20 protein-coding genes are annotated in these 23,726 nt (G+C 69.6%); all 20 read right to left on the bottom strand.

Going from position 1 to position 23,726, the window contains the following annotated elements; all coding sequences use genetic code 11:
• Positions 1-1,020, bottom strand: a 1,020-nt coding sequence (locus VGE49_RS13600; RefSeq protein ID WP_331035074.1) for a M56 family metallopeptidase, incomplete at its 3' end; no start/stop codon positions are given.
• Positions 1,017-1,391: a BlaI/MecI/CopY family transcriptional regulator gene (locus tag VGE49_RS13595; protein ID WP_331035073.1), complete on the bottom strand. Its 375-nt coding sequence runs from the start codon at positions 1,389-1,391 to the stop codon at positions 1,017-1,019. The genes VGE49_RS13595 and VGE49_RS13600, both read right to left, overlap by 4 nt.
• Positions 1,392-1,526: 135 nt before the next feature.
• Positions 1,527-5,102: an ABC transporter permease/M1 family aminopeptidase gene (locus tag VGE49_RS13590; RefSeq protein WP_331035072.1), complete on the bottom strand. Its 3,576-nt coding sequence runs from the start codon at positions 5,100-5,102 to the stop codon at positions 1,527-1,529.
• Between the two features lie 10 nt (positions 5,103-5,112).
• A complete protein-coding gene (locus VGE49_RS13585) occupies positions 5,113-6,006 on the bottom strand; it encodes an ABC transporter ATP-binding protein (RefSeq protein WP_331035071.1) in 894 nt (297 codons plus the stop codon).
• 138 nt (positions 6,007-6,144) lie between these two features.
• On the bottom strand, positions 6,145-9,366 hold the full coding sequence (locus tag VGE49_RS13580; RefSeq protein WP_331035070.1) for an efflux RND transporter permease subunit: 3,222 nt from the start codon (positions 9,364-9,366) through the stop codon (positions 6,145-6,147).
• 12 nt (positions 9,367-9,378) lie between these two features.
• A complete protein-coding gene (locus tag VGE49_RS13575; RefSeq protein WP_331035069.1) occupies positions 9,379-10,551 on the bottom strand; it encodes an efflux RND transporter periplasmic adaptor subunit in 1,173 nt (390 codons plus the stop codon).
• Positions 10,548-11,801, bottom strand: coding sequence for a TolC family protein (locus tag VGE49_RS13570; protein WP_331035068.1), 1,254 nt, complete (start codon positions 11,799-11,801; stop codon positions 10,548-10,550). The genes VGE49_RS13575 and VGE49_RS13570 overlap by 4 nt, the downstream gene beginning before the upstream one ends.
• Positions 11,802-11,855: 54 nt before the next feature.
• Positions 11,856-12,176 (bottom strand): hypothetical protein, encoded by a 321-nt coding sequence (locus VGE49_RS13565; RefSeq protein ID WP_331035067.1) that lies wholly within the window; start codon positions 12,174-12,176, stop codon positions 11,856-11,858.
• A 95-nt stretch (positions 12,177-12,271) separates the two neighbouring features.
• Positions 12,272-12,643 carry a DUF1636 domain-containing protein gene (locus tag VGE49_RS13560; protein ID WP_331035066.1) on the bottom strand — a complete coding sequence of 124 codons (372 nt, stop codon included), beginning with the start codon at positions 12,641-12,643 and terminating at the stop codon, positions 12,272-12,274.
• A complete protein-coding gene (gene cobO, locus VGE49_RS13555) occupies positions 12,643-13,251 on the bottom strand; it encodes a cob(I)yrinic acid a,c-diamide adenosyltransferase (protein ID WP_331035065.1) in 609 nt (202 codons plus the stop codon). Before cobO ends, VGE49_RS13560 begins: the two co-directional genes overlap by 1 nt.
• Positions 13,248-13,775 carry a tyrosine phosphatase family protein gene (locus tag VGE49_RS13550; RefSeq protein ID WP_331035064.1) on the bottom strand — a complete coding sequence of 176 codons (528 nt, stop codon included), beginning with the start codon at positions 13,773-13,775 and terminating at the stop codon, positions 13,248-13,250. Before VGE49_RS13550 ends, cobO begins: the two co-directional genes overlap by 4 nt.
• Positions 13,772-14,539, bottom strand: a complete 768-nt coding sequence (locus VGE49_RS13545) for an adenosylcobinamide-GDP ribazoletransferase (protein WP_331035063.1) — start codon at positions 14,537-14,539, stop codon at positions 13,772-13,774. Before VGE49_RS13545 ends, VGE49_RS13550 begins: the two co-directional genes overlap by 4 nt.
• The gene (gene cobT, locus VGE49_RS13540; protein ID WP_331035062.1) at positions 14,536-15,579 is read right to left on the bottom strand and encodes a nicotinate-nucleotide--dimethylbenzimidazole phosphoribosyltransferase; all 1,044 of its coding nucleotides are present in this window, start codon (positions 15,577-15,579) and stop codon (positions 14,536-14,538) included. Before cobT ends, VGE49_RS13545 begins: the two co-directional genes overlap by 4 nt.
• Positions 15,576-17,051, bottom strand: a complete 1,476-nt coding sequence (locus tag VGE49_RS13535) for a cobyric acid synthase (RefSeq protein WP_331035061.1) — start codon at positions 17,049-17,051, stop codon at positions 15,576-15,578. Before VGE49_RS13535 ends, cobT begins: the two co-directional genes overlap by 4 nt.
• Positions 17,039-17,983 carry an adenosylcobinamide-phosphate synthase CbiB gene (cbiB, locus tag VGE49_RS13530; RefSeq protein ID WP_331035060.1) on the bottom strand — a complete coding sequence of 315 codons (945 nt, stop codon included), beginning with the start codon at positions 17,981-17,983 and terminating at the stop codon, positions 17,039-17,041. The genes VGE49_RS13535 and cbiB overlap by 13 nt, the downstream gene beginning before the upstream one ends.
• Positions 17,973-18,749, bottom strand: coding sequence for an ABC transporter ATP-binding protein (locus VGE49_RS13525; RefSeq protein WP_331035059.1), 777 nt, complete (start codon positions 18,747-18,749; stop codon positions 17,973-17,975). The genes cbiB and VGE49_RS13525 overlap by 11 nt, the downstream gene beginning before the upstream one ends.
• Positions 18,746-19,729 (bottom strand): FecCD family ABC transporter permease, encoded by a 984-nt coding sequence (locus VGE49_RS13520; RefSeq protein WP_331035058.1) that lies wholly within the window; start codon positions 19,727-19,729, stop codon positions 18,746-18,748. Before VGE49_RS13520 ends, VGE49_RS13525 begins: the two co-directional genes overlap by 4 nt.
• Complete coding sequence (locus VGE49_RS13515) at positions 19,729-20,577, bottom strand: ABC transporter substrate-binding protein (protein ID WP_331035057.1); 849 nt, start codon at positions 20,575-20,577, stop codon at positions 19,729-19,731. Before VGE49_RS13515 ends, VGE49_RS13520 begins: the two co-directional genes overlap by 1 nt.
• Positions 20,574-21,584, bottom strand: coding sequence for a threonine-phosphate decarboxylase CobD (gene cobD, locus VGE49_RS13510; protein WP_331035056.1), 1,011 nt, complete (start codon positions 21,582-21,584; stop codon positions 20,574-20,576). Before cobD ends, VGE49_RS13515 begins: the two co-directional genes overlap by 4 nt.
• 4 nt (positions 21,585-21,588) lie before the next feature.
• Positions 21,589-23,547: a TonB-dependent receptor plug domain-containing protein gene (locus tag VGE49_RS13505; RefSeq protein ID WP_331035055.1), complete on the bottom strand. Its 1,959-nt coding sequence runs from the start codon at positions 23,545-23,547 to the stop codon at positions 21,589-21,591.
• Positions 23,548-23,726: the final 179 nt, after the last annotated feature.

Below are 23,726 nucleotides of genomic sequence, written 5' to 3'. Positions count from 1 at the left end.
AACCGACAGAGGTGCGGGCGGCGCCGGGGGCGCTGGCGGAGGCGGCGGCGCATAGGCGGACGCCTGCTCCCGCAGTTCCAGCGCCGCCAGCGGCGTGGCGACGACGGCCAGGGCGGCGACGGTCAGGGCGACCGCCAGCGGGCGACGGCGAGCAGAAGTGTTCGTCATGATGCAGGCGATCCTTTTCTCAAGCGTGTGGGGGTCAGCGGCCATGGCGGTCGCGGGAAAGGAGGATGAATGGACGGCCAGGCGGACCAGGACGCGGGCGTAGTCCCGGCGATCGACAGTCCGCACCGCTTCAGCGTCGGCGGCCTCTTCAGAGGCCTCGGCCAGGACGACGGACAGACGCCAGACCAGGGGGTTGAACCAGAACAGGGCCAGGGCCAGCCGCGACAGGATCAGGAAGACCCAGTCCTTGCGTCGCAAATGCGCCAGTTCGTGCGCCAGGACGGCGGAGGCGGCCTTGGGCTCCGCCAGGCTGGACGGGTCGAGGACGATGACGCCCGGCGCAAGGCCCCAACTCAGCGGGCTGGACACCCGTTCGCTGCTGACCAGACGCGGGCGAGCGGCGGGGGCCAGGGGCTCCAGCGGCGACCGCCAGGCGGGGCATTTGACCGCCCGCCCCTGTTCGGTCCAGCGGCTCAGGGTATTCAGGCCCAGCAGCAGCCGCCCCACGACCAGCGCCGCGCCCAGCAGCCACAGGCCGACAGCCATGGTCGCCAGCGACGGCCAGGGCAGGCTGGCCGAGACGGCGACGCCCGCGACGGGGCCGACCTCGCCCGACCACAGCGGGGTCATAGGCGCGCTGACGGCTTCGACCGACGCGGCAGGCAACAACGCCAACTCGACGGCGGGCAGCACGGCCGCCAGAACCGGCAGGGCCAGCAACAGACAGACGGTGGCGCGCAGGATGTCCACGCGGTCGGCGGCGCGGCGCGCTGCGAGGCGGGCGACGATCAGACCCGCCGCCGCGACCAGGCTGGACTTGACCAGCAGGGACAGAAACAGGGCCAGGCTCATGGCTGGCGCTCCACCGCTTCGTCGATGGCGCGTTCCAGGGCGGCGGCCTCGTCGGCCGTCAGGCGCTGCCCCATCCCCAGCAGGGCGGTGGCGGCGCTGGCGGCGGAGCCGGCGAAGAAGGTGTCGATCATCCGCTGCAGGGCGCCGGCGGCGACGGCCTCGGTGCGGGGCACGGGACGATAGACGAAGCCCTCGGCGCCCGCTTCGCGCTCGACCAGGCCCTTGGTCTCCAGTCGGGCCAGCAGGGTGCGGATGGCGGAATCGCTGAGCGTGTCGGTCAGGGCGTTGCGCACGCCCGCGGCGGTGCCGGTTTCAAGCCGACACAGGGTCTCGAACACCTCGCGTTCGCGTCTGGGCAGGGACTCGATCACTGGGACTCTCCGCATCGGTTGACGCTACATTTGTAGCGTTACATTTGTAGCGGATCGAGTCTAAAATGAGGCGGCGAGATTAACTCGCCGTAGGCCCCTCCTCCCGCCCTGCGGCGGGAGGAGAAAGCTCTGGCGTCAGCCGACCGGCTTGACGTTGTCGTCCGAGTTGCGGTCGATCCAGCGGTTGTAGGGATCGATGCCTGCAAACGTCGGCTTCTGGTCCGTGACGAAGCGGAAGACCTGGGTTCCGCTGCGCAGGGGCCGTCGCTCCATCAGGATGACCGACTTGCGGTCGAACGCCCCCTTGCCCGGCTCGGCCGAGAACAGACCCACGTCGAAGCTCTCGTTCAACGGGGCCTCGGTCTCCTCGCCCTTGCCGTCGGCGTAGAGCTTGCGGGCCTCGACCGTCAGGGCGACGTCCCACTTGCCGTCGGCGCGGCGGGTCGCCGTGACCGACTTCGACTTCACGTCATACAGGGTGATCTTCTCGAACAGGTCGGTGATCAGGGCCTGCTTGTCCGCCGGGGCCTCGGCGCGCAGCGCCGCGACCAGGTCCAGTGAGCGCGGATAGGGCGCGGACTTGAAGGCGTACTGCGCCAGCACCCGACGCAGGGCGCGGTTCACCGCCTCCTCGCCGATCTGATCGCGCAGCAGATACATGACCAGACCACCCTTCTGATAGTGGATGTACTGCTGGTTCTCGATGCGCAGCAGGGGCATCTCCTCCAGCCGCTCCATGCCGCGCGAACGCAGGTAGCGGTCCAGTTCGAACTTGAGGAAGCGACGAATCTTGTCGGGTCCGTACAGCTTCTCCATCACCATCAGCGCCGAGTATTGCGCCAGGGATTCCGACAGCAGGGTCGAGCCCTGCTGGTCAGAACCCACCACCTGGTGCGCCCACCACTGGTGGCCGACCTCGTGGGCGGTGACATAGGTGACGTAGTCGATCTTCTCCTCGTCGGTCAGGTCGGCGATGAAGCCGAGCCCTTCCGAATAGGGCATGGTGTTGGCGAAGGCCTGGGCGAAGCTGGCGTAGGCTGGGAACTCGATGATCCGGGCCTGACGGAACTGGTACGGGCTGAAGGCCGTGCCGTAGTAGTCCAGCGCCGACTTCATGCCGTTCAGCATGCGCTCGACGTTCCGCTCGTGACCCTTGTGGTAATAGACGGCCAGTTCGATGGGGCCGTGCTGTTCCTTGGCCACCTGATAGTCGGCCGACTGCACCGAGAAGAAGTTCAGCACCGGGGCCTCGGTGACGAAGCGGGCCGTGCGGCGGCCGTCCTTCGTCACATCCGACACCTTGTAGCCCGGCGCGATCGGCGTCTGATCGGCGACCGTGGTCACGGTAATGTCGGCGTTGACCCAGTCCGCGCCGATGTAGTTGTGAGCCCGCGCGCTTTCGTCCTCCAGCTTGGCCATCCGCAGCTCGGCCGGCAGGCCGTGCTTGCGACGCTTCGAACGATCCGACAGCAGACCGTCGCGGCCCATGCCGATGGTCAGGCCGAACTCGCCGTTGTTGACGAAGGTGCCGTTGTCGACGATCCGCGTGGTGTCGCCGCTATTCTTGAAGCCGCGCTGCTCCAGCACCGTTTCAAAGGCGATGGTCCGCTTCTCGCCCGGCTGCATCGGGGTGGCGAAACGATAGATGCGGTACTCGAACTGGGGCCAATCCTTGGCCACCGTCGCCCCCTGAACATCCAGCCTGGCGATCTTCAGGTCGTCGTTCCAGCGCAGGTGGACTTCGCCCAGAGGCGCCCCCGTGCGGTTCTCGATGACATAGGTCCCCTTGGTCGTCAGGCGCGGCTGGTGCGGATAGAGGTCCAGGTCCAGCTTGACGTCAGTGATCGCGGGCTGAGGCGTCTTTTCATACTTCAGCAGGGTCTTCTCGTAGTCCGCCATCAACTGCTCCTGCTGATCGCGGCTGCGGTACTCGTTCCAGACGTTGGTGTTGACGTAGGTGAAGGCGCCCAGGCCGATGAAGGCGGTCAGGGCGACCCCGCCGATGACGCCCGCCGGTCCCATCAGGCGACGCGGCAGACGCTTCAGACGCGGCATGAAGCGCGTCTCCGCGCCGCGACGCCACAGGCCATAGGCGATGACCAGCAGGACGATGGCGAAGGCCGACCAGTAGGCCTGCATCCAGGCGGCGTAGCCCGCGAACTTGCCCAGGCCGTTCATGTCGGACAGCGGCATCCCCGTGCCCGAACCATAGCGATACAGGACGTGGTCGAAGCCCATGTTGGACAGGACGATGGTCGAGATCAGATAGACGACCATGATCGCCCAGCCGACGAACTTGTTGGGCGACAGCGACTGCACGAAGATGGCCAGCACCGCCATCAGCGAGAAGCTGATCGCCTGAGGCGCGACGTACCAGAACAGATACTTGCCGATCTCGTAGTTCGTATAACCCTTGAAGGTCTGGACGATCATGCCCGCCACCACGGCCGCCAGCAGGGTCGAGACCAGCACCAGAACCAGGGCCAGGGTCTTGGGCAGCAGGAAGGTCCAGTCCGGCGTGGCGGTGGAATCGATGATCTCGTGCGTGCGCCGCTCGCGATCGCGCCAGACCAGTTCGCCCGAGTAGTAGATGGCGATGATGATGATCACCAGGCCGAAGGCGCCGCCCAGGGTCTCGATGACCACCCGCGTCACAGGCAGGATCGGCGCGCCGTAAAGCTCGCCGGCGAACAGCAGGGTCATGATGCTGAAGGCGAAGCCCAGGGCCAGCATGACGAAATAGGCCGGGCTCTTGAACACCGCCTTCATCTCGAAGCCGGTGCGCGAGACCAACTGCGCCCATCCGGCCTTGAAGCCGTAGGTCGGCGAGGCGAGCGGCGCGACGGGCGCGGACGCCTCGGGCGCTGCATCGGCCAGGGCGCGCAGCTTCTCCTGCTTGCGCAGCTTGGCCCCGCGCGGCGACGGACGATACAGGGGGAAGGCGGAGGCCAGGAAGGCCAGGCTGACGCCCAGCCAAAGCAGCTTGTTGCCCAGCAGCAGACCGGTCAGGGGCGCATTGATCGTGTTACGCTCCGCCGCCGTCCAGTACTTGGTCGCCAGACCATAGGCGCCGGCGCCGAACGGCTCCAGCCAGGCCACAAGGGTTTCCAGCTCGGGCTTGGAGCCGAACACCGAGGTCGTGGTCATGTAGAAGACGAAGACCCCGACGACGCCGACATAGGTCGCCATCATGGAACGGGTCACGGTCGCCAGGGTGAAGAAGATCGCCGAGCTGAACAGCAGCCCCGGCAGGCCCATCACGACAAAGCCGTAGAGGTAGTCCAGCGGTCGGAACGGCCCGACCGTCTCCTTGTCCACCCAGGGCATCAAGGTGCCGATCAGGATGCCCAGCGCGACGCTCAGGAAAGCCAGGGCCACCACGGCGAAGGCCCCGACGAAGCGCCCGTACAGATAGTCGAACTTCGACAACCGGCTGGACTGGATCATGGGGCCAAAGCCCGTCGTGGCGTCACGCACCACGACGTTGGCGACGATAGCTGTCGTCGCCAGCATGAAGAACAGATTGAAGATCAGGTGGGCCTGCGCAATGGCGAACGGCGCGTTCTTGAACACGTTGCCGCCCGACCCGACGCTTACATTGGGGCTAGCGACCGAGCCGAAACTCAGCAGGAAAAAGAGGATGGAAATGACCCAGAAGGCGGGCTGGCGAAGCTGATAGCGGAACTCGAAGGCCGCGACTTTTCCGAACATGACGCGGGCCTCAGGCGGCTTGCGCGACGGCTGGGCGGCGCGAGGCGGCCAGGGTCGAGAAATAGACGTCCTCCAGGCCGCCCGAGGCCGGCTCGAAGCCCTCGCCCGGCCTGGCGTCGGCCAGGACGTGGATCACGGTCTGGCCGGCGAACAGGCGCGTCGAGATGACCTCGAAACGGGCGCGGTGTTCCGGCAGGGCCTCCTTGGCGATGGCCTTCTTCCACACCCGGCCCGACAGTTGCTTCATCAGCTCCAGCGGCGCGCCTTCCAGCTGGATCTTGCCGCCCGCCAGCACCGCCATGCGCGGGCACAGGTCCGCCACGTCCTCGACGATGTGGGTCGACAGGATGACCACCACGTTCTCGCCGATCTCGGCCAGCAGGTTGAGGAAGCGGTTGCGCTCTTCCGGGTCCAGGCCCGCGGTGGGCTCATCAACGATGATCAGGCGCGGATTGCCGATCAGGGCCTGGGCGATGCCGAAGCGCTGGCGCATCCCGCCCGAGAATCCGGCCAGGGCCTTCTTGCGGACGCTCCACAGATTGACCTGGTTCAGCAGGGCCTCGACCGTCTGCTTGCGGTCCTTGCCGTCGGCGATGCCCTTCAGCACCGCCATGTGATCCAGCATGTCATAGGCCGAGACGCGCGGATAGACGCCGAAATCCTGAGGCAGATAGCCCAACGTGCGGCGCAGCAGCTCCGGCTGGCGGATCACGTCGATATCGCCGAAGCGGATCTCGCCAGACGTCGGGGTTTGCAGGGTGGCGATGGTGCGCATCAGCGTCGACTTGCCCGCCCCGTTCGGGCCCAGCAGGCCGAACATCCCGGTCGGGATCGTCAGGCTGACGTCGTCCAGGGCCCGTGTCCCGTTGCCGTAGACATGGACCAGATTGTTGATTGTCAGCATGAAGCGCCCCCGCGATGTAAAAGAGACTTCACACTGACGGCTTCGTCGCCCCCTCGACAAGTTACAGATTGGACAGGTTTGACATCTCGTCGAACGTCGGGATGGGGCGGCCCGCCTTCGCGACGAGCCGCCCTGCCCCTAATCGTCCAGTCCTTCCGGCGCCCGACGCCTGACCGTCCGGGCGGCGAAGGTCGGCAGAACCAGCAGGGTCAGAGCCGTGGCTGTCAGCAGCCCGCCGATGACCACGGTGGCCAGCGGCTTCTGCACCTCGGCCCCCGCCCCATGCGCTAGCGCCATGGGGATGAAGCCGACGATGGCGACCAGGGCCGTGGTCAGCACCGCCCGCAGTCGGCTGGACGCGCCTTCGACCGCCGCTGCCAGGGGATCAAGGCCGGCCTGCAGCCGCTCGCGGATCGCCTGCATCAGCACCAGTCCGTTCAGGGTGGCGACGCCGGACACGGCGATGAAGCCGACCGCCGCCGAGACCGAAAACGGCATCCCCCTGAGCAACAGGGCCAACGCCCCGCCGACCAGAGCCAGGGGCACGCAGGCGAACACCAGCCCCGCCTCCGCGACCGACCCCAGCGCCATGAACAGCAGGACGCCGATCAGGACGAAGACGATGGGAATGACCAGACCCAGCCGCTGCTCGGCCCGCTTCAGGTTCTCGAACTGCCCGCCCCAATCCAGCCTGTAGCCGACCGGCAGGGCGACCTCGGCCACCGACTTCTGCGCCTCGGCGACGAAGCCGCCCAGATCGCGGCCGCGCACATTGGCCTGCACCACCATGCGCCGGCTGCCGTTCTCGCGGCTGATCTGGTTGGGCCCTTCGGCGATGTGGATGCGCGCCACCGAGGACAGGGGCACGACGACGCCGGTCGAGGAGACGATGGGCAGGGCCGCCAGGGCGGCGGGATCGTTGCGCGCGTCGTCCGGCAGACGCACCACCACGTCGAAACGGCGATCGCCCTCAAAGATGCGCCCTGCCTCGCCGCCGCCGATGGCGATGGAGACGGCTTCCGACACATCGGCGGCGGACAGGCCGTAGTTGGCCGCCGTGAAGCGATCGACGCTGATGGTCAGGGTCGGCAGACCCGACGCCTGCTCCACCCGAACGTCCGCCGCGCCGCGCGTGGCCCTCAGCTTGGCCGCGACCGCCTCAGCCGTCTTCTGCAGGGTGTCGAAGTCGTCGCCATAGACCATGACGGCGAGGTCGGTACGGACGCCCGAGATCAGCTCGTTGAAGCGCAGTTCGATCGGTTGGCTGAACTCGAAGCTATTGCCGATCTGCTGGCTGGCGACCTGTTCGATGCCCGCGATCAGGTCTTCCTTCCTCAGCCGGGGATCAGGCCAGTCCTTGCGATCCTTCAGGATGATCACCGCGTCCGAGATGTTGGCCGGCATGGGGTCGACAGCCGCCTCGGCCGTGCCGGTGCGCGAGAAGACGGTCTCGACCTCGGGCTGGGCCTTGATGACCCGCTCCAGCGCCATCTGCATGGCCAGAGACTGCTCCAGCGAGGCTGACGGCACGCGCAGGGCCTGCATGGCGATGTCTCCCTCGTCCAGGGTCGGGATGAACTCGCGGCCCAGACTGATGAAGGAACCGGCGCCGACGCCCAGCATGGCCAGCGCCGCGATCAACACCACCTTGGGTCGCGCCGCCGCCGCGCCGATGGCCGGTTGGATCCAACGTCGGGCGAAGCGCAAAATCCGCGTCTCGTGCTCCTCGGCCTTGCCGTCCGGTCCCAGATGAACCGTCTTCGGCTCGCGCACGAACAGGGCTGTCATCGCCGGCACGAAGGTGAAGGAGAAGATGAAGGCGCCGACCAGGGCCAGCATCACCGTCGCCCCCATCGGCACGAAGGTCTTGCCCTCGACCCCCTCCAGCATCAGCAGCGGCGTGAACACCAAGAGAATAATAAGCTGGCCGAAGGCAGCGGGCTTGACCATCCGGCGGGCCGCCTGAACCGCCACGCCGAGGCGTTCGCTGCGGGTCAGCATCCGCCCCAGCTCCCCCCGCTTCTGGGTCAGCATCAGCAGAGTGTTCTCGATCACCACCACCCCGCCGTCGACCATCAGGCCGAAGTCCAGCGCGCCCAGGCTCATCAGGTTTCCGCTGATGCCGAACCGATTCATGCCGATGACGGCGAACAGGAAGCTGAGCGGGATCATAAGGGCCGTGATCGCCGCCGCCCGCACATTGCCCAGCAGCAGAAACAGCACGAGGATGACGAACAGGGCCCCCTCGACCAGGTTCTTCGCCACCGTCTTGATGGTCGCGTTGACCAGTTGGCTGCGATCCAGAACCGGATCGGCGACGACGCCCGGCGGCAGGGTGGCCGCCACCTGTTCCAGCCGCTTCGCCGCAGTCTGCGCCACCGTGCGGCTGTTCTCGCCCGCCAACATCAGGGCCGTGCCCAGGACAACCTCGTGGCCGTCGCGGCTGGCCCCGCCCAGACGCGGCGCCTGGCCGATCTCGACGGTCGCCACATCAGCCACGCGCACCACCAGCCCCCCGCGATTGACCACCGGCGCCTGGACCAGATCCTCGACCGTGGCAGCCAGGGCGTCGGTGCGGACCACCAGAGCCTCGCCCGCCCGCTGGACATAGCCGGCGCCCGCCTGGGTGTTGGCGCGCGTCAGCGCCCGCACCAGATCGCTCAAGCCCAGGCCGTAGCGGGTCAGGGCGGCGGCTTCGGGACGGACCGTATATTCCTTCACATGGCCGCCGTTGACGTCGACGCCCGCCAGACCCGGACTGGTCCGCATCTGCGGGGCGATGATCCAGTCCTGCACCGTGCGCAGATAGGCCGCGCGCTGCTGCGGCGTGGTCAGCCGCTCGCCGTCCGGCGTCAGATAGGCGCCATCGGCCTGCCAGCCGGGCTTGCCCGTCGGGACCACGGCCTTGAGGCTGAACGGCACGTAATCGACGGTCCACATCAGCACCTCGCCCAGACCCGTCGTGATGGCCGACAGATCGGATTCGACGCCTTCGGGCAGGTTGTCCGAGGCCTGCCGCATCCGCTCAGTCACCTGCTGGCGGGCGAAATAGATGTCAGTCTGATCGGTGAAGACGGCGGTGATCTGGCTGAAGCCGTTGCGGGACAACGACCGCGTGTTGACCAGGCCGGGAATGCCGGACATGGCCGTTTCCAGCGGATAGGTGACTTGTCGCTCGATCTGCTCGGGCGCCAGAGCGGGCGCGACCGTGGTGATCTGGACCTGTCGGTTGGTGATGTCGGGAACGGCGTCGATCGGCAGTTTGGTCAGCTCGAACAGGCCGAGCCCGGCGATCAGGGCCACGGCCAGGACCACGAACCAGCGAAAGCGAACGGAGGCCTCGATGAGAGCTTTGAACATGATCCGTCGCCCCTAGTGCCCGTGCCCGGCTTCGCCCTTGGCGAGCTCGGCTTTCAGCAGGAAGGCATTGGCGCCGGCGATGCGTTCGGCCCCGGTCAGGCCCCGCACGATCTCGGTTCGTCCAGAGGCCTGTCGTCCGACCAGAACGGGGACGGCGCGGAAGCCGGTCTCGGTGCGCACGAAGACCACGCTTGCACCCTCGACCGTCTGCACGGCCTCGGAGGGCACGGTGACGCCGCCGACCTCTGCGCCCGTCAGTACCGTCCCCGTGACCGCTGATCCGGCGGGCGGCAGAACGCCGCCGCTGGGGCGGGCGCGGATGACGACGGCGCCGCTTTCCAGCTCCCCGCCGGTCGCCACGCCGGTGACGACGCCGTCCACCTCGCCCAAAGCGGTCGTGACGCGAATCCGGCTGCCGGCGCGAACGTGCGCGGCGACGACCGGCGGCGCGCTGAAGACCATTTCGACGTGGGCGGGATTGGTGATTTCGACGATCACCGCGCCCTGGGCTGCAAAGCCGCCGGGTCCGACCTGAACGCTGGCGACCACGCCCGAGATCGGACTGGCGATGCGAAGACGACCCATGGCGTCGGGCGATCCGGCGGCGGCGGAGCGAGCCCGCGCCGCACGAGCGGCGGCCTCGGCGCCCAGGGCCTGGGCGTGGGCCAGCTCGGCGTCGCGCCGCGCCACCACGCCCTGATTGGCCAGATCCTCCTCGCGCCGATGCGCCTGCTGGGCGGCGACCGCCGTGGCCTGGGCCGCGTCGGCGTCGGCCCTCAGGGCCGCGGCGTCGCCGCTAACCAGGACGGCCAGCGCCTGACCGGCGCGCACCGCCTGCCCCGGCGCTACCAGAACCCGCTCGACGCGACCGGCGACGGCGGCGGCCACAGCAGCGCGAGCGTCCACCATCGGCTCGACGCGCCCGGACAGGCGGACCTCGCCGCCCCCGCCGCCGCCCACGGCCACGACGGCGATGCCCACCGCCTCGATCTGGGCCGCCGACAGTTCGACGACACCCTCCTCAGCGGCCTCGGCCCCTTCGTCCGCAAGTCTGTCTTCAGCCGCTTCAGCCGGCGCGGCTTTCGGTTGGCTGTTGAGAACATAGAGGCCCGCGCCGCCCAGAAGGACGACAGCGGCGGCCCCGGCCATCAGCCAGGTCTTGTTCAGTCCAGCGATGCGTTTCATTGAACAGCTCCAAACGGGGCGCGGCCTTGCAGGCGCGCCAGGTCGATTTCCGCCCGGACCCGCGCCAGGCGGGCGTCGACGGCGGCGTTGCGAGAGGAAATCAGGGCCGCGCGCGACACGCGCAGTTCCAGTTGCGAGATGCGTCCGGCGTCGAAGCCGATGCGCGACAGGCGATAGGCCTCCTGCGCCGCCGTCACCCCGGCGTCGGCGGCCTTCACCCGGCTGGCCGAGGCGTTGAGCCGCGCGACAGCGGCGTTCCGGTCCGCCTGCGCCGCCTGACGCGCGCCCATCAAGCGAGCCTCGGCGGCGCGGAGCTCGGCCTGGGCCGCGTCGATATTGCCCCGGTTCCGGTCGAACAGCGGCAGGGGCAGGCTGAGCCCCAGGGTCAGGGCCGTGGCGTCCTCGGCCTCGTAGCGGCGCACGCCGACCGAGGCGCTGACGTCCGGGCGGGACTGGATGCGCTCGACCGCGATCCGCCGCTCCGCTGCATCGCGTTCGGCCTCGGCGACGCGCACGACCGGCGTGGCGCTGTCGCTCACCAAGGCGACCGGCGGAACCTGATCAATCAGGCTGGCCTCGATCGAAGTCACTGGCGTCGGCAGCATGGCCGCCGCGGTCAGCCGGGCGAAGGCGGCCTCGCGTTCGGCCCCGGCCTCGTCCAGGGCCGCGCGAGCGGTGGCGGCTTCGCTCTCGCCCTGAAGGGCGCGAACCATCGGCTCTCGACCTTCCTCGACCAGCGTCAACGCAGCGCGGGCGTCAGCCACGGTGACGCTCAACGCCTCCTCGGCCAGATCGAAGCGACGCTCTGCGGCCTCCGCCTCGGCATAGACGAGGGCCAGACGTCCGGCGGCGTCGATGACGGCGAGGTCGCGACGAAGCGCCGCCGTCCGGGCCTCGGCCCGGGCTGCATCGACCCGAGCGCCACGACGGCCCCAGAGTTCGAGGTCCTGAGTGACGCCCAGCGTGGTTTCGGCGTTGCCGAAGCCCTCGAAAGGCCCGCTGCCGAACGCGTTTTCAACGTCCAGAGCCAGCGTGGGGTTGGGCCGAACGCGCGCCTGTCGAACGCGAGCCTCGGCGGCGTCCCGCAGGGCGTCAGCCTCTACGGTCTTGGGCGAAGCGCCGACCTGCCGCAGCAGGATCTCAAATGCAGGCGCGGGATCGGCCCAGACCGGGCCGGCGAGTGCGGTCGCCACGGCGACCATGACGCCGCCCGCCGCGAGACGCGGCGGACGGCGATAAGGGGATGGCATTGTCCTGTTTCCCGAAAGTTGACGCGAAAGAGCGCGCGCAGGCGCGCGATCACGTCAGGTTCGGGGCGGGCGCTCGGGTCCGGCGGGCGGGTGTGAGATCAGCCGGCTCTCCGCCCGCATATAGGCAGGCGCGCGCGCCGCCACGGCGTCGAACGACACGGCCGAACGCGCTGGCGTCGAGACGCCGCCATGATGACAGTGGCCGTGCGAGCAGACCGCATGGTCGACGTCGCCGCCGGCCCCCACGTCTCCGGAATGATCGTCGATCAGAAGGATGGCCGTTTCAGAAACGCCGGCCTCGGGGCCGCAACTCATGGCGTCAACCGCCGGGACCAGGACGAACAGGGCCAGGAACGACGCCAGAAGCGCCGCCATCAGTCCTTGCCTGATCGAGGAAAAGCCCATCCAACTCCTGTAGCACGCCGGCGCGCCGGAACAATCGCCCGAACGTCGCGCCCGGGGGCGGTCGCTCACGGGGCGGGCAGACGGGCGATGAAATGACCCTTCATGCCTTCCGGCCAATTGCGATAGGCGACGGCGCCGTCAGGACTGGCGGCATAAAGGCGGGCGAAGGCGACCAGGGCTTGGGCGCTGTCCACGGTCGGATCGAAGCGTCCGGGGAGATAGGCGGGCTTGCCCGCGTCGGTCAGATAGACGGCGCAATGGCTGGAACAGGCCCACAGACAGACCTGCTCCTCGACCCTCACGTCATCGGCGCCTTCGGCCTCCACGACCGCTGACACAGCGTCCAGCAGGCGGCGCCCCCCGGACAGACCGGCGGCGTCCGTCGGCTCCTCGGTGGAGAAACGGCAGGTCGAGCAGACCACCAGACGCGCCGTCATCAGAACTCGACCCCGGCCTGGGCCTTCACCCCGGCGCGGAAGGGGTGCTTCACCATCTGCATCTCCGTGACCAGATCCGCCGCCTCAATCAGTTCAGGCGGGGCGTTGCGCCCGGTGATGACCACGTGCGTATCGACGGGCCGAGCGGCCAGAACCTCCAGCACCTCGGCCACCGGCAGGTAGTCGTAGCGCAGGGCGATGTTCAGTTCGTCGCAGACGACCATCTTCCACTCCGGGTCCATGATCCGCGCCTTGGCCGCCTCCCACGCGCGGCGGACGTTGGCGATGTCGGCGGCCCGGTCCTGGGTGTCCCAGGTGAAGCCCTCGCCCATGGGCCGCATCTCGACCAGATCGGGAAAGGCGTCGAACAGGTTCTGCTCGCCCGTCTCCATCGCTCCTTTGATGAACTGGATGATCGACGCCTTCATGCCGTGGCCGATCATACGGCAGACCATGCCCAGGGCCGCCGTCGTCTTGCCCTTTCCGGTCCCGGCGTGGACGATGACCAGACCGCGCTCGACCGTCTTGGTCGCCATCATCCGGGCGCGGGCGGCCTGAATCTTCTTCATCTTCTCGGCGTGGCGGGCGTTCAGCTCGGCTTCGGTCATCGGCGCGGTTCTTTTTCAGGCGTCAGGTCAAGTTCGAACGGCGCGCCCCAGGCGGTTTCCGCCCCGCGCCCGATGGCGGCGACGGCGCGGCTCATGGCGCCGTCGCGGTGCAGGTGGCGGTCGGCCAGGGCCACGAGCAAAGGATTGGGTGTGGCGGTCGGGGCGGCGGCGCGCAGACGCTCGGCCCATGCCGCCTCCCGGCCCGGCGCCGAGCGGGCGCAGGCGATAACATAGGCCGCCGCCGTCGAGCGGCTGACCCCCGCCCAGCAATGGACCAGCAGGGGCCGCGTCCCGTCCCAGCTGGCCGCAAAGGCCAGAAGGGCGGCGACATCCGCCTCGCCCGGCGGCGTCAGCCCGGCGCGCGGCTCGGCGATGTCGTTGAACCTCAGGTCCAGTCGATGAGACAGGGGATCAACCAGCCGCGCCTCGACATGGCCCGGCGAGGCCAGGCTGATCAGGTGCGACGGCTGATGGCGGGCCATCAGCCCAGCGGCTTCGTGCAGGGGCGCGACGATCAGCTTCATCCGACCGCCAGCCCGGCGACGGCCAGCAGAAAGCCGACCTCGAACGCCTGCTCGACGGCGCCCAGCACGTCTCCTGTGCGGCCGCCGATCAGTCGCCACGCCAGCCAGACCGGAACCGCGCCAAGCAACAGGCCCAGAGCCACGCCGCCCGCTCCCGTGACCGGCGAGAAGAAGACCAAGGGCCACAGGGCGATCAGAACGGCCACTGTCAATCCGAGCGGCGAGGCGCGATCGGGCCTGCCCTCCTTGGCCATGCCGGGGTCGCCGCCATAGGGCATGACCGCCATGGCCCCGACCGCCGCCGCCCGTCCCAGGCCGTTCGCGGCCAGCAGCGCGACCGCCGCCAGCAGGGGCGAGACCTGCGTCAGCATGGCCAGGGCCGCGACTCGCAGCGCCAGCGTCAGCCCCAGCGCCAGCGCGCCATAGGAACCCAGCCGGCTGTCCTTCATGATCTCCAGCCGCCGGTCGCGGGTCAGCCCCCCGCCCAGCCCATCGGCCGTGTCGGCCAGTCCATCCTCATGAAAGCCGCCAGTCAGCACGACCCCGGCGGAAACGGCCAGAAGCGCCGCGATCCACGGATTCCAGACCTGGGCCGCGCCATAGAGGACCAGCGCCGCCGCGCCGCCGACCACCTGGCCGACCAGGGGATAATAGCGCGCGCTCCGCTGGATCCATTCCGGCCGGAACCCCGCCAATTGGGGCGTCGGGATGCGCGTCAGGAACTGCACCGCGCAGACGAACAGGCGCGCTTCCTCCCTGATCAACCCGCCGCCTCCAGCACGTCCGACAGTTCGGCGACCTCGGACAGCAGGGCGCAGGCGGCCTTGACCAGAGGCACGGCCAAAAGCGCGCCGGTCCCCTCGCCCAGCCGCATGTCCAGTTGCAGCAGGGGACGGGCGTCCAGCGCCTCCAGCATCAGCTTGTGCCCCGCCTCGGCCGAGGCATGGGCGAACAGGCAATAGTCGCGCGCGTTCGGCGCCAGACGCACCGCCAGCAGGGCCGCCGCCGTGCCGATAAAGCCGTCCACCAGCACAGGAACGCCCGCCTTGGCCGCCGACAGCAGGGCGCCGGCCATCATGGCGATCTCATAGCCCCCAAACTGGGTCAAAACCTCGAACGGCGCGGTCGCGTCCGACCGGGCGGCGGCGCGGGTCAGAACCGCGCGCTTCCTCGCCATGCCCTCTGGCGAATGACCCGCCCCCTGCCCCACGCAGTCGTCCAGCGGCGCGGGCGCCAGGCGGTGCATCAGCAGGGCCGCCGAGGCGCTGTTGCCTATGCCCATTTCACCGAGCGCAATCAGATCGACGCCGTTTGCGATGGCGCCTTCGGCCACCCGCGCCCCGGCCAGCAGGGCGGCCCCGGCCTGAGCGGGCGTCATGGCCGGCTCGACCGAGGCGTCCGCCGTTCCCCACGCGATCTTGGCCTGCGCCAGACCCGTTCGATCGGACAGGTCGGCCGCCACGCCTGCATCGACCACCCGCACCTCGGCCCCGACCACGGCGGCGAAGGCGTTGGCGCTGGCCTTGCCCGCCAGCAGCGTATCGACCATGGCCACGGTCACGCCCGACGGAAAGGCCGCCACGCCCGAGCGCGTCAGGCCGTGATCTCCGGCGAAGACCAGCAGCGCCGGTCTCTTCACGACAGGCCTGGCCCGCCGCTGGATCAGACCCAGGGCCATGGCCAGGTCCTCGATCCGGCCGAGCGCGCCCGGCGGCTTGGCCTTGCCGTCCAGCGCCTGCTGCAAAGCCGGCTGCAGCGCCCGGTCCAGGGCTGGAATGGTCAAAAGTTCAGTCAGTTCGCTCATGCCAGGCCCGCGATCCGGCTCAGCGCCGGGATGTCGAAATTCGCCTCCAGAACCGCAGCGATCCGGTCCAGCGCCTGATCGACGCGAACCGACTGATCGACGCCGTCGATCCCCGCGCCCAGCTCCGCCAGCAAGGCCGCTCGCGCCTCGGCCAGGTCGAACAGGCCGTGGACATAGAGCCCCGTGATCCGTCCGTCTGCGGATGCCGCCCCATGCGGCTGATCGTCGATACGCGCCACAGGCCGCGCGGCGTCGGGGCCGCCGGTGCGGCCGATGTGAATCTCATACCCTTCAAGGGCGGCGCCGGAGGCGACCAGTCGTCCCGCGACCCGACGCAGGGTCTTGTCCCCCGCCAGCACCGTCTCGACGTCCAGCAGGCCCAGCCCCGGCGCCGATCCGGCCACGCCCTCGATCCCGTCCGGGTCGCTGATCGTCCGCCCCAGCATCTGATAGCCGCCGCAGACGCCCAGCACCCGCCCGCCGCGCCGCACATGGGCGGCGATGTCCACGTCCCACCCCTGCGCCCGCAGGAAGGCCAGGTCGGCCAGCGTCGCCTTGGTCCCCGGCAGGATGATCAGGTCGGCGTCGCCCGGCAGGGCCTGTCCCGGCGGCACGAAGCCGAAGTCCACGCCCGGCTCGTGCCGCAAGGGATCGAAGTCGTCGAAATTGGCGATCCGCGACAGCATGGGCACAGCGATGCGGACGCGCCGGTCCGCTCCCGGCGCCGTCGCGCGATCCAGCACCACCGCATCCTCGGCCGGCAAGGACCGGGCGTCGGCCAGCCAGGGCGCCATGCCCAGATCGGCCCATCCGGTGCGGGTCGCGATCTCGGCTCGACCTTGATCAAACAGCGCAGGATCGCCCCGGAACTTGTTGATTAAAAAACCCTTGATCATGGCGCAATCCGCCTCGTCCAGCACGGCGCGGGCGCCGACCAGGGCGGCGATCACATGGCCCCGGTCAATGTCGCCGACCAGAACCACAGGCACGTCGGCGGCGCGGGCGAAGCCCATGTTGGCGATGTCGCCAGCGCGCAGGTTGGTCTCGGCCGGACTGCCCGCCCCCTCGACGATCACCAGATCGGCCTCGGCCCGAAGGCGGCGGAAGCTGTCCACCACCACGTCCAGAAGCGCGGTCTTGCGGTCCTGATAGCCCGCTGCCTGCCAGACGCCCTCGACCCGCCCGCGCACGATCAGTTGCGCGCCCGTGTCGCTCTGCGGCTTCAGCAGGACGGGGTTCATGTCCACCGTCGGCGCCGTGCGACAGGCCAGGGCCTGAAGCGCCTGGGCGCGACCGATCTCGCCGACGCGCCCCTCTGCGTCGGGCGCGGTGACGGCGGCGTTGTTCGACATGTTCTGCGGCTTGAACGGCCGCACCGTCAGACCGCGATTGGCGAACAGACGACACAGGCCAGCGACCAGCACCGACTTGCCCACGTCCGAGCCGCAGCCCTGGATCATCAGCGCGGCCATGCGAAACCTCCAAGGATCAGCAGCAGCATCAGAACGGCGCAGGCCACGCCATAGACGCGAAGGCCGCGATGAAGATCATGGGCGCGCGGCGCAGCCCAGTCGCCGAGGTCGGGGCGCCAGGTCATGACGCCGTCATAGCGAACCGGCCCGCCCAGCCGAACCCTGAGCGCCCCCGCCATGGCGGCCTCGGGCCAGCCGGCGTTGGGCGAGGCGTGCTTGCCGGCGTCGCGCCACATGATCCGCCCCCCCTGCCAACCGCCCAGCGCGATCAGGGCCCCCGCGATCCGGGCCGGGATCCAGTTCATCACGTCGTCTGCCCGCGCGGCCGCCCAGCCGAAGGCGCGCCAGCGCGGCTCCATGTGGCCGATCATGCTGTCGGCGGTGTTGACGGCCTTGTAGGCGAACAGCCCCGGCAGGCCGCCCACCACGAACCAGAAGACCGGCGCGACCACCCCGTCGCAAAAGCTCTCGGCCAGGCTTTCCAAAGCGGCGGCGGCGACCTCGCCCTCGTCCATCGCCTCGACGTCGCGACCGACGATCATGCCGACAGCCTGCCGCGCGGCGGGTAGGTCGCCCGCACTCAACGGACGGGATACCGCGCTGACGTGCTCGAACAGGCTGCGCGCCGCCAGCCCCGTCGCCGCCCAGATCATCAGTATCGCCAGTCCCGGCCAGAAGGGCGCCGTGGCGGCCAGGCGCTCGATGCCCAAGCCCGCACCGCCCGCAACCACCAGCAGGATCAGAACCGTCAGCACGCCCAGCACACGCCGCCTCTTCGCCGACCATGCCGCGCGGTTCCAACGCCGTTCCAGCGTCGCGATCAGGCCGCCGATCCAGACGACCGGATGCGGCAAGCGGCGCGGCCAGCCGATCGCCCCCTCTACCAACAGAGCGCCCGCGACGATCCAGGGCATCGGCAGGCTAGCGGGCACGACCGACCATCTCCAACACGGGGCCGTGCGTCCCTTCCAGCGTGCGGGCCTCGACGCCGTAAGCCGTTTTCAGCACCTCGGGCGACAGGGCTTCGACCGGCGCGGCGTCGGCCAGCACGCGTCCTTCGGCCAGGACGATCACCCGGTCGGCCATCCGCAGGGCGGCGTCGAGGTCGTGCAGGGTGACGATGATGCCCCGCCCCTCCTCATCCGCCAATCGACGGAACAGGTCGCAGGCGTCCAGCACGTGGCCGGGGTCGAGTCCCGCCAGCGGCTCGTCGGCCAACAGCCATTGCGGGTCGCCGGCCAGGGCGCGGGCGATCAGGACGCGCGCTCGCTCGCCGCCCGACAGGGTCGAAACGACGCGGTCGGCGAAGGCCTCCACCCCGGTCAGAGCCATGGCGCGGTCCACAGCGGCCCGGTCCTCGGCGGTCAGGCCCCAGGCGCCGACATAGGGGGTGCGGCCCAGACCCACGAAGGTGCGCCCGTTCACCGCCCAGGCGATCTCGGCGTTCTGCGGCAGGTAGGCGATGCGGCGCGCCCGCTCTCGCGACGGCAAATCACGCAGAGCCCGACCATCCAGCGTCACCTGTCCCGCACCGGGTCTTCGCAGGGCGGCCAGACAGTCCAGCAGGGTCGACTTACCCGCCCCGTTCGGCCCGACCACCGCCGTCACCAGTCCCGGCGCAAATGCCGCGCCGACGCCGTTCAGAACCGTCTTATCACCCAGTCGGACCGACAGGTTTTCCGCGCTCAGAATACTCACGCCAACGTCCTCCGCATGCCGATCAACAGGGCCAGGAAGAAGGGGCCGCCCAGGGCCGCCATGGCCACGCCCAGCTTGATCTCGGCCGCTGAAGGCGTCAGCCGCACCAGAATGTCCGCCGCCAGCACCAGAGCCGCGCCGCCCAGAGCCGAGGGCAGCAGCAGGCCGCCGGGCCGCGCCCCGATCAAGGGCCGGAGCAGGTGCGGCACGATCAGGCCGACGAAGCCAATCGACCCCGTCACCGCCACCGCCGACCCGACGGCGAGCGCCGCGCCCAGCGCCAGCATCAGACGCCCGGCGTCCAGCCGCACGCCCAGCGACCGCGCTCCGGCCTCGCCCAGGGTCAGGGCGTCCAGCGTCCGCCCCTGAGTCAGCAACATCAGAGCCCCCAGGATCATGCCCGGCGCGGCCAGCTTCAGCTCGACCACGCTGCGGTCGGCCAGCGACCCCATCAGCCAGTTGACGATCTCGTTCACCGCCCAGGGGTTGGGGGCCAGGTTCAGCGCCAGCGCCACCCCGGCGCCGGCCATAGTCTGGATCACGACGCCGGCGAGAATGAAGGTGACGACGCTGCTCGTCGCCCCCGCGAGCGCCAACAGCAGAACTACGCCCAACCCGGCCCCGATCATGGCCGCGAATGGCAGGACCCAGGGCGCGCTCGCCGCTGCGCCCAGATAGAAGGTCAGCACCGCCCCCAGGGCCGCCATGGTCGAGACGCCTAGCATGCCCGGATCGGCCAGAGGATTGCGAGTATAGCCCTGCAGCGCCGCCCCGGTCAGACCCAGCACCGCCCCGACCATCAGGGCTAGCACCGTGCGCGGCAGGCGCAGCTCGAACAGGATGGCCCAGGCGGGGTCGCCTTGCCGGGCGGCCCAGTCGCTCCACGGAATCCAGACGCGGCCCGCGCTCATGCTGCCGACGGACAGGACGGCGATCAGGGCCAGAAGACCGATCAGGATCAGCGGACGCGGCAAGGTCATCACAGGGCCTCCAGCGCCGTGCGGCGCGCCTCGGCGAGGGCGGCGGCGGTCTGGATCAACACCGGCCCGCCGCAATAGAGCAGCTTCTCGTCCAGTCGCGCCTGCGCCATCCGACCGGACAGAGAGGCCAGCGCCGGGTGACGCATCACCCGGTCGGCCCAGGTGCGCGAGCCCTGAGCGGGCACGCCGCTGAGCAGGACCTGGGGCGGATCGGCCAGCAGCCGCTCGACCGGGACATTGCCCCACTTGCCGAGGCCGTATCGTCCGGCGACGTTCTGAAATCCGGCGCGGGTCATCATCTCGTCCATCAGGGTGCCGCGCCCGGCGGCGAAGCCGTTGGGCTGATAGATCAGGGCCTTGAGCGGGCGCGATCCGGGCGGCGGAGCTGCTGCGGCGATGGCGGCCTCAATGCGGGCGATCAGGGCCTCGCCACGCGCGGGGCGACCGACCAGCCGGGCCACCTCGCGCACCTGATCCAGACTGGCCGCCACGCTGTCGGGCACGGCGAACAACTCGGTCGGGATGCTCATCCGCCCCAGAGCATTGCGGGTGGCCAGGGCGCTGTGGCGGCTGGTCAGCACCAGATCGGGGCGCAGGGCGATGACCTCCTCGGCCGTCTCCCAGGTGAAGGGCAACGTCCGGGCCACTTCGGAGATAGTCGAGCCGGCCGGCTCGCGCGCATAGTGGCTGAGGGCCGCGATCTGGCCCCGGTCCGCGACGTGCACCAGAATGGCGTCGAGGCAGGCGTTCAGCGACACCACGCGACGCGGCGCCGATTTCGCCACGGCGGGCGACGCGAACAGGGCCGCACCGACCCCGACCAAAGCTCCCCGCCGCGTCGCCCTCATGCGAAGGCCTCCAGCGCACGCCGAAGGCGCGGGAAGTCACGCTCGGTCGGCGCTCCGAAGCGCAGACCGTCGGGCGTATGATCGAACGGGCGGGTCAGGATTCCCGCCCGACACAGGTGCTGGAACCAACGTGCCGCGTGCGGCGTGCGAGTCATGCGGAACAGGCTGGTCCCGCCGATGATCTGGAAGCTGGCGCGCGCCAGCAGATCGTCGAGCCGGTCCGCGCGCTCGGCCAGAGACCGTTCGGTCCGCGCACGCCACTCGGAGTCGGCATAGGCTCCGCGTCCCATCGCCAAGGCGTCGGCGCCGACCGGCCAGTCGCCCAAGAGAGCGCGCAGACGCGTGATCAGATCCGGCGCGGCCAGCATGAAGCCCAGCCGGACGCCGGCCAGCCCATAGAACTTGCCGAAGGAGCGCAAGACGATCAGCCTTGGCTCGACGAGGTCGGAGACGCTGTCGCCGGGCGCGCATTCGATGAAGGACTCATCGACCACCAGCCAGCGGCCCGCCTGGGAGCGCGCCCGCGCCATGGCGATCAGGTCGGCGCGCCGGGTCAGGCGGCCGTCGGGATTGTTCGGATTGACGATGACCAGCACGCCCGCCTGCGACGCCGCCGCCTGGTCCGCTGCGATCAGGCGCGTCGCCACGCCCGCCGCCCGCCAGGCCTCGGCGTGGGCGCCGTAGGTCGGGCCGACGATCTCGACCGAGCGCACGCCCAGCAGCAGGGGCAAAAGACGGATCGCCGCCTCGGCCCCGGCGGTCGCCGCCGTCCGTTCCGGCGACGCGCCGAAAGCAGACGCCGCCGCCCTCTCCAGCGCGACCAGGGCGCCAGGATCGGGCAGCCGGTTCAGTTCCGCCTCCGCCGCACGCGGCCCGCGCCACGGCTCGGGATTGATGCCGGTGGACAGGTCCAGCCAGGGCCTCGGCGCATCGGGATAGGCGGCGGCGGCCCTCATCAGACCGCCGCCGTGCCGGGTCGCCGTCGTCAGAAACGCGGCGTCTCGCATCGGATCAGAACCGGACGCGAACGCCGCCGAACACGCCCTGGCCGGCCGTGCCGTAGTTCAGGACCGTCTGATAGTCCTCGTCGAAGGCGTTCTCGATCCGACCATAGACTTCGAGGTTGTCGTTGATCGGATAGGAGGCGCGGAGATCAACCAGGGTGTATTCGCCCACGACGACCGTGTTGGCGTCGTTGTTGAACGTCTCGCCGACGTAACGCACGGCCACGCCCGTCTTCAGGCCGAAGGCGAAGGCGTAGTCGGCGGCCAGGTTGGCCATGTGCTCGGGGCGACGCGTCAGGCGCTTGCCGTCCGTGGCGCCCGAGGCGCTCTTGGCGTCGGTCCAGGTATAGTTGGCGCTGAGGTTCAGACGATCCGTCACGTCGATGCGGCCGATCAGCTCGACGCCTTGCGCCTCGGTCTTCTGGACATTGCGGTAGTAGCCCCAACGGCCGACGCCGTTGACGGTGCACAGCGGATCGGTCGAGGGCGTCGAGCAGCCGTTGTAGCGGATCTCGTTGTCGGCCTGACGGTTGAAGTAGGTCGCCGAGACGACGGCGCCGTCGAACAGGCGCTGCTCGACGCCGAATTCCCAGCTGTCGAACTCTTCCGGTTGCAGCGTCAGGTTGCCGTACTCGCTGTAGAGCTCATACAGGCCCGGCGCGCGGAAGCCCTGCCCCCAGCTGGCGCGCACGACAGTGTCGCCGTCGTTCAAGGCCCAGGCCGCCGCCACCTGCCCCAGCAGGTTGTCGCCGTATTGGGCGTGGTCGTCGTAACGCAGGCCGCCGGTCAGGGTCAGGCCGTCCAACACGGTCCACTGAACCTGGGCATAGGCGCTATCGAGGTCCGCCTGGCCCCGCCCGAAGGCCGGGTTCAGGTTGAACGCCGACGGCGAACGGGTGCGCATTTCCGAACGCTCGCTCTCGATGCCGAAGGTGGTGTTCAGCGCCTCGGTCACGGCGAACGTGCCCTGGTATTCCCAGCGGCGGTTCTCGCCCGCCGCATCGAAGGTCAGCGGCTGGACCAGGGTCGCGGGGTTGTAGTTGCGACGGTTGGTGTCGGTGTAGGCGTAGCCGATGCGGTTGCGGAAACGGCCGTCCAGCAGGTCGAAGTTCAGCCCGGCGTAGCCGACCAGTTCCTGGGTCTTGCCGTACTCGCGGCTGTCGCCGTTCCAGGCGTCGAAGTCGTTTTGACCGCTGGACCAGACCGAGCGCAGGTCCAGCGAGACGGCGTCCGTGATCTTCAGGTTCAGACGGCCCGACAGGCCCGTGTTGGTGTAGCCGTCGTCCTCGGTCCCGGTCGCATAGGCCGAGAAGCCGTCGGTGTCATAGCGGCTGGCCGCCAGACGCCAGCTCAGGCGGTCATTGGCGCCGCCGATGCCGCCGCGGAAATAGGTCGTGCCGCGCGCGCCGGCCTCGGCGTCGAGCGAGCCTTGCAGGGCCTCGGTTGGCTCAGCGGTCACGATGTTGACCACGCCGCCGATGGCCTGGCTGCCCCACAGGGTCGACTGGGCGCCGCGCAGGATCTCGATGCGGGCCGTGTCGCCGACCAGCAGGTTGCCGAAGTTGAAACCGCCCTGGGTCGAGGACGGGTCGTTCAGCTTGACCCCGTCGATCAGGACGACGGTGTGCTGGCTTTCGGCGCCGCGGATGTTGACGCCGGTCGAGGTTCCGACGCCGCCGTTGCGGGTGAAGCTGACGCCCGGCGTCTGGGCCAGAAGCTCGGCCACGGCGGGGGTCTGGCGCGCCTCGATGGCGGCCTGGGTCAGGACGGTGACAGAGGCGCCGACGCGCTCGATCGGCTGGGCCGAACGGTTGGCGGTGACGATGACGTCGGCCACGGCGGTGGCGCCGGCGCGACCGGCCACGTCAGGGGCGGCGGCCTGTTGATCGGTGACTTCAGCGGCGAAAGCAGGAGCGGCGGCCAAAAGGCTGGCGGCGGCCAGGGTAGCGAATGCGGTCCGGTTCATTCCGGGTCTCCATATGACGACGCCGCGCCGGACCGACCTCCGCCCGGATGAGCGAAAGCGGCCGCTGACGCGGCTGGTTTACGACTGTCGTCACACGAGTTGCCTCGACCGCTCGGCACATCCCGACCGCGCGGAGAACGACGGCGACAGGCAGGTCTCCTGGCTCGCGGATCAAGGCC

It is taken from the genome of Brevundimonas sp. (assembly GCF_036405315.1).
GTDB lineage: Bacteria > Pseudomonadota > Alphaproteobacteria > Caulobacterales > Caulobacteraceae > Brevundimonas.
Note: the sequence above shows the minus strand (reverse complement) of the source record. Positions and strands in the feature narration are given on the sequence as shown.

Coding starts and splice junctions, on each gene's coding strand:
- VGE49_RS13575 (WP_331035069.1), bottom strand. CDS start 10,551: ATGAAACGCATCGCTGGACTGAACAAGACCTGGCTGATGGCCGGGGCC.
- VGE49_RS13585 (WP_331035071.1), bottom strand. CDS start 6,006: ATGCTGACAATCAACAATCTGGTCCATGTCTACGGCAACGGGACACGG.
- VGE49_RS13515 (WP_331035057.1), bottom strand. CDS start 20,577: ATGAGGGCGACGCGGCGGGGAGCTTTGGTCGGGGTCGGTGCGGCCCTG.
- VGE49_RS13505 (WP_331035055.1), bottom strand. CDS start 23,547: ATGAACCGGACCGCATTCGCTACCCTGGCCGCCGCCAGCCTTTTGGCC.
- VGE49_RS13565 (WP_331035067.1), bottom strand. CDS start 12,176: ATGGCGGCGCTTCTGGCGTCGTTCCTGGCCCTGTTCGTCCTGGTCCCG.
- VGE49_RS13570 (WP_331035068.1), bottom strand. CDS start 11,801: ATGCCATCCCCTTATCGCCGTCCGCCGCGTCTCGCGGCGGGCGGCGTC.
- VGE49_RS13590 (WP_331035072.1), bottom strand. CDS start 5,102: ATGTTCGGAAAAGTCGCGGCCTTCGAGTTCCGCTATCAGCTTCGCCAG.
- VGE49_RS13580 (WP_331035070.1), bottom strand. CDS start 9,366: ATGTTCAAAGCTCTCATCGAGGCCTCCGTTCGCTTTCGCTGGTTCGTG.
- VGE49_RS13550 (WP_331035064.1), bottom strand. CDS start 13,775: ATGAAGCTGATCGTCGCGCCCCTGCACGAAGCCGCTGGGCTGATGGCC.
- cobO (WP_331035065.1), bottom strand. CDS start 13,251: ATGACCGAAGCCGAGCTGAACGCCCGCCACGCCGAGAAGATGAAGAAG.
- VGE49_RS13560 (WP_331035066.1), bottom strand. CDS start 12,643: ATGACGGCGCGTCTGGTGGTCTGCTCGACCTGCCGTTTCTCCACCGAG.
- cobT (WP_331035062.1), bottom strand. CDS start 15,579: ATGAGCGAACTGACTGAACTTTTGACCATTCCAGCCCTGGACCGGGCG.
- VGE49_RS13520 (WP_331035058.1), bottom strand. CDS start 19,729: ATGACCTTGCCGCGTCCGCTGATCCTGATCGGTCTTCTGGCCCTGATC.
- VGE49_RS13535 (WP_331035061.1), bottom strand. CDS start 17,051: ATGGCCGCGCTGATGATCCAGGGCTGCGGCTCGGACGTGGGCAAGTCG.
- cobD (WP_331035056.1), bottom strand. CDS start 21,584: ATGCGAGACGCCGCGTTTCTGACGACGGCGACCCGGCACGGCGGCGGT.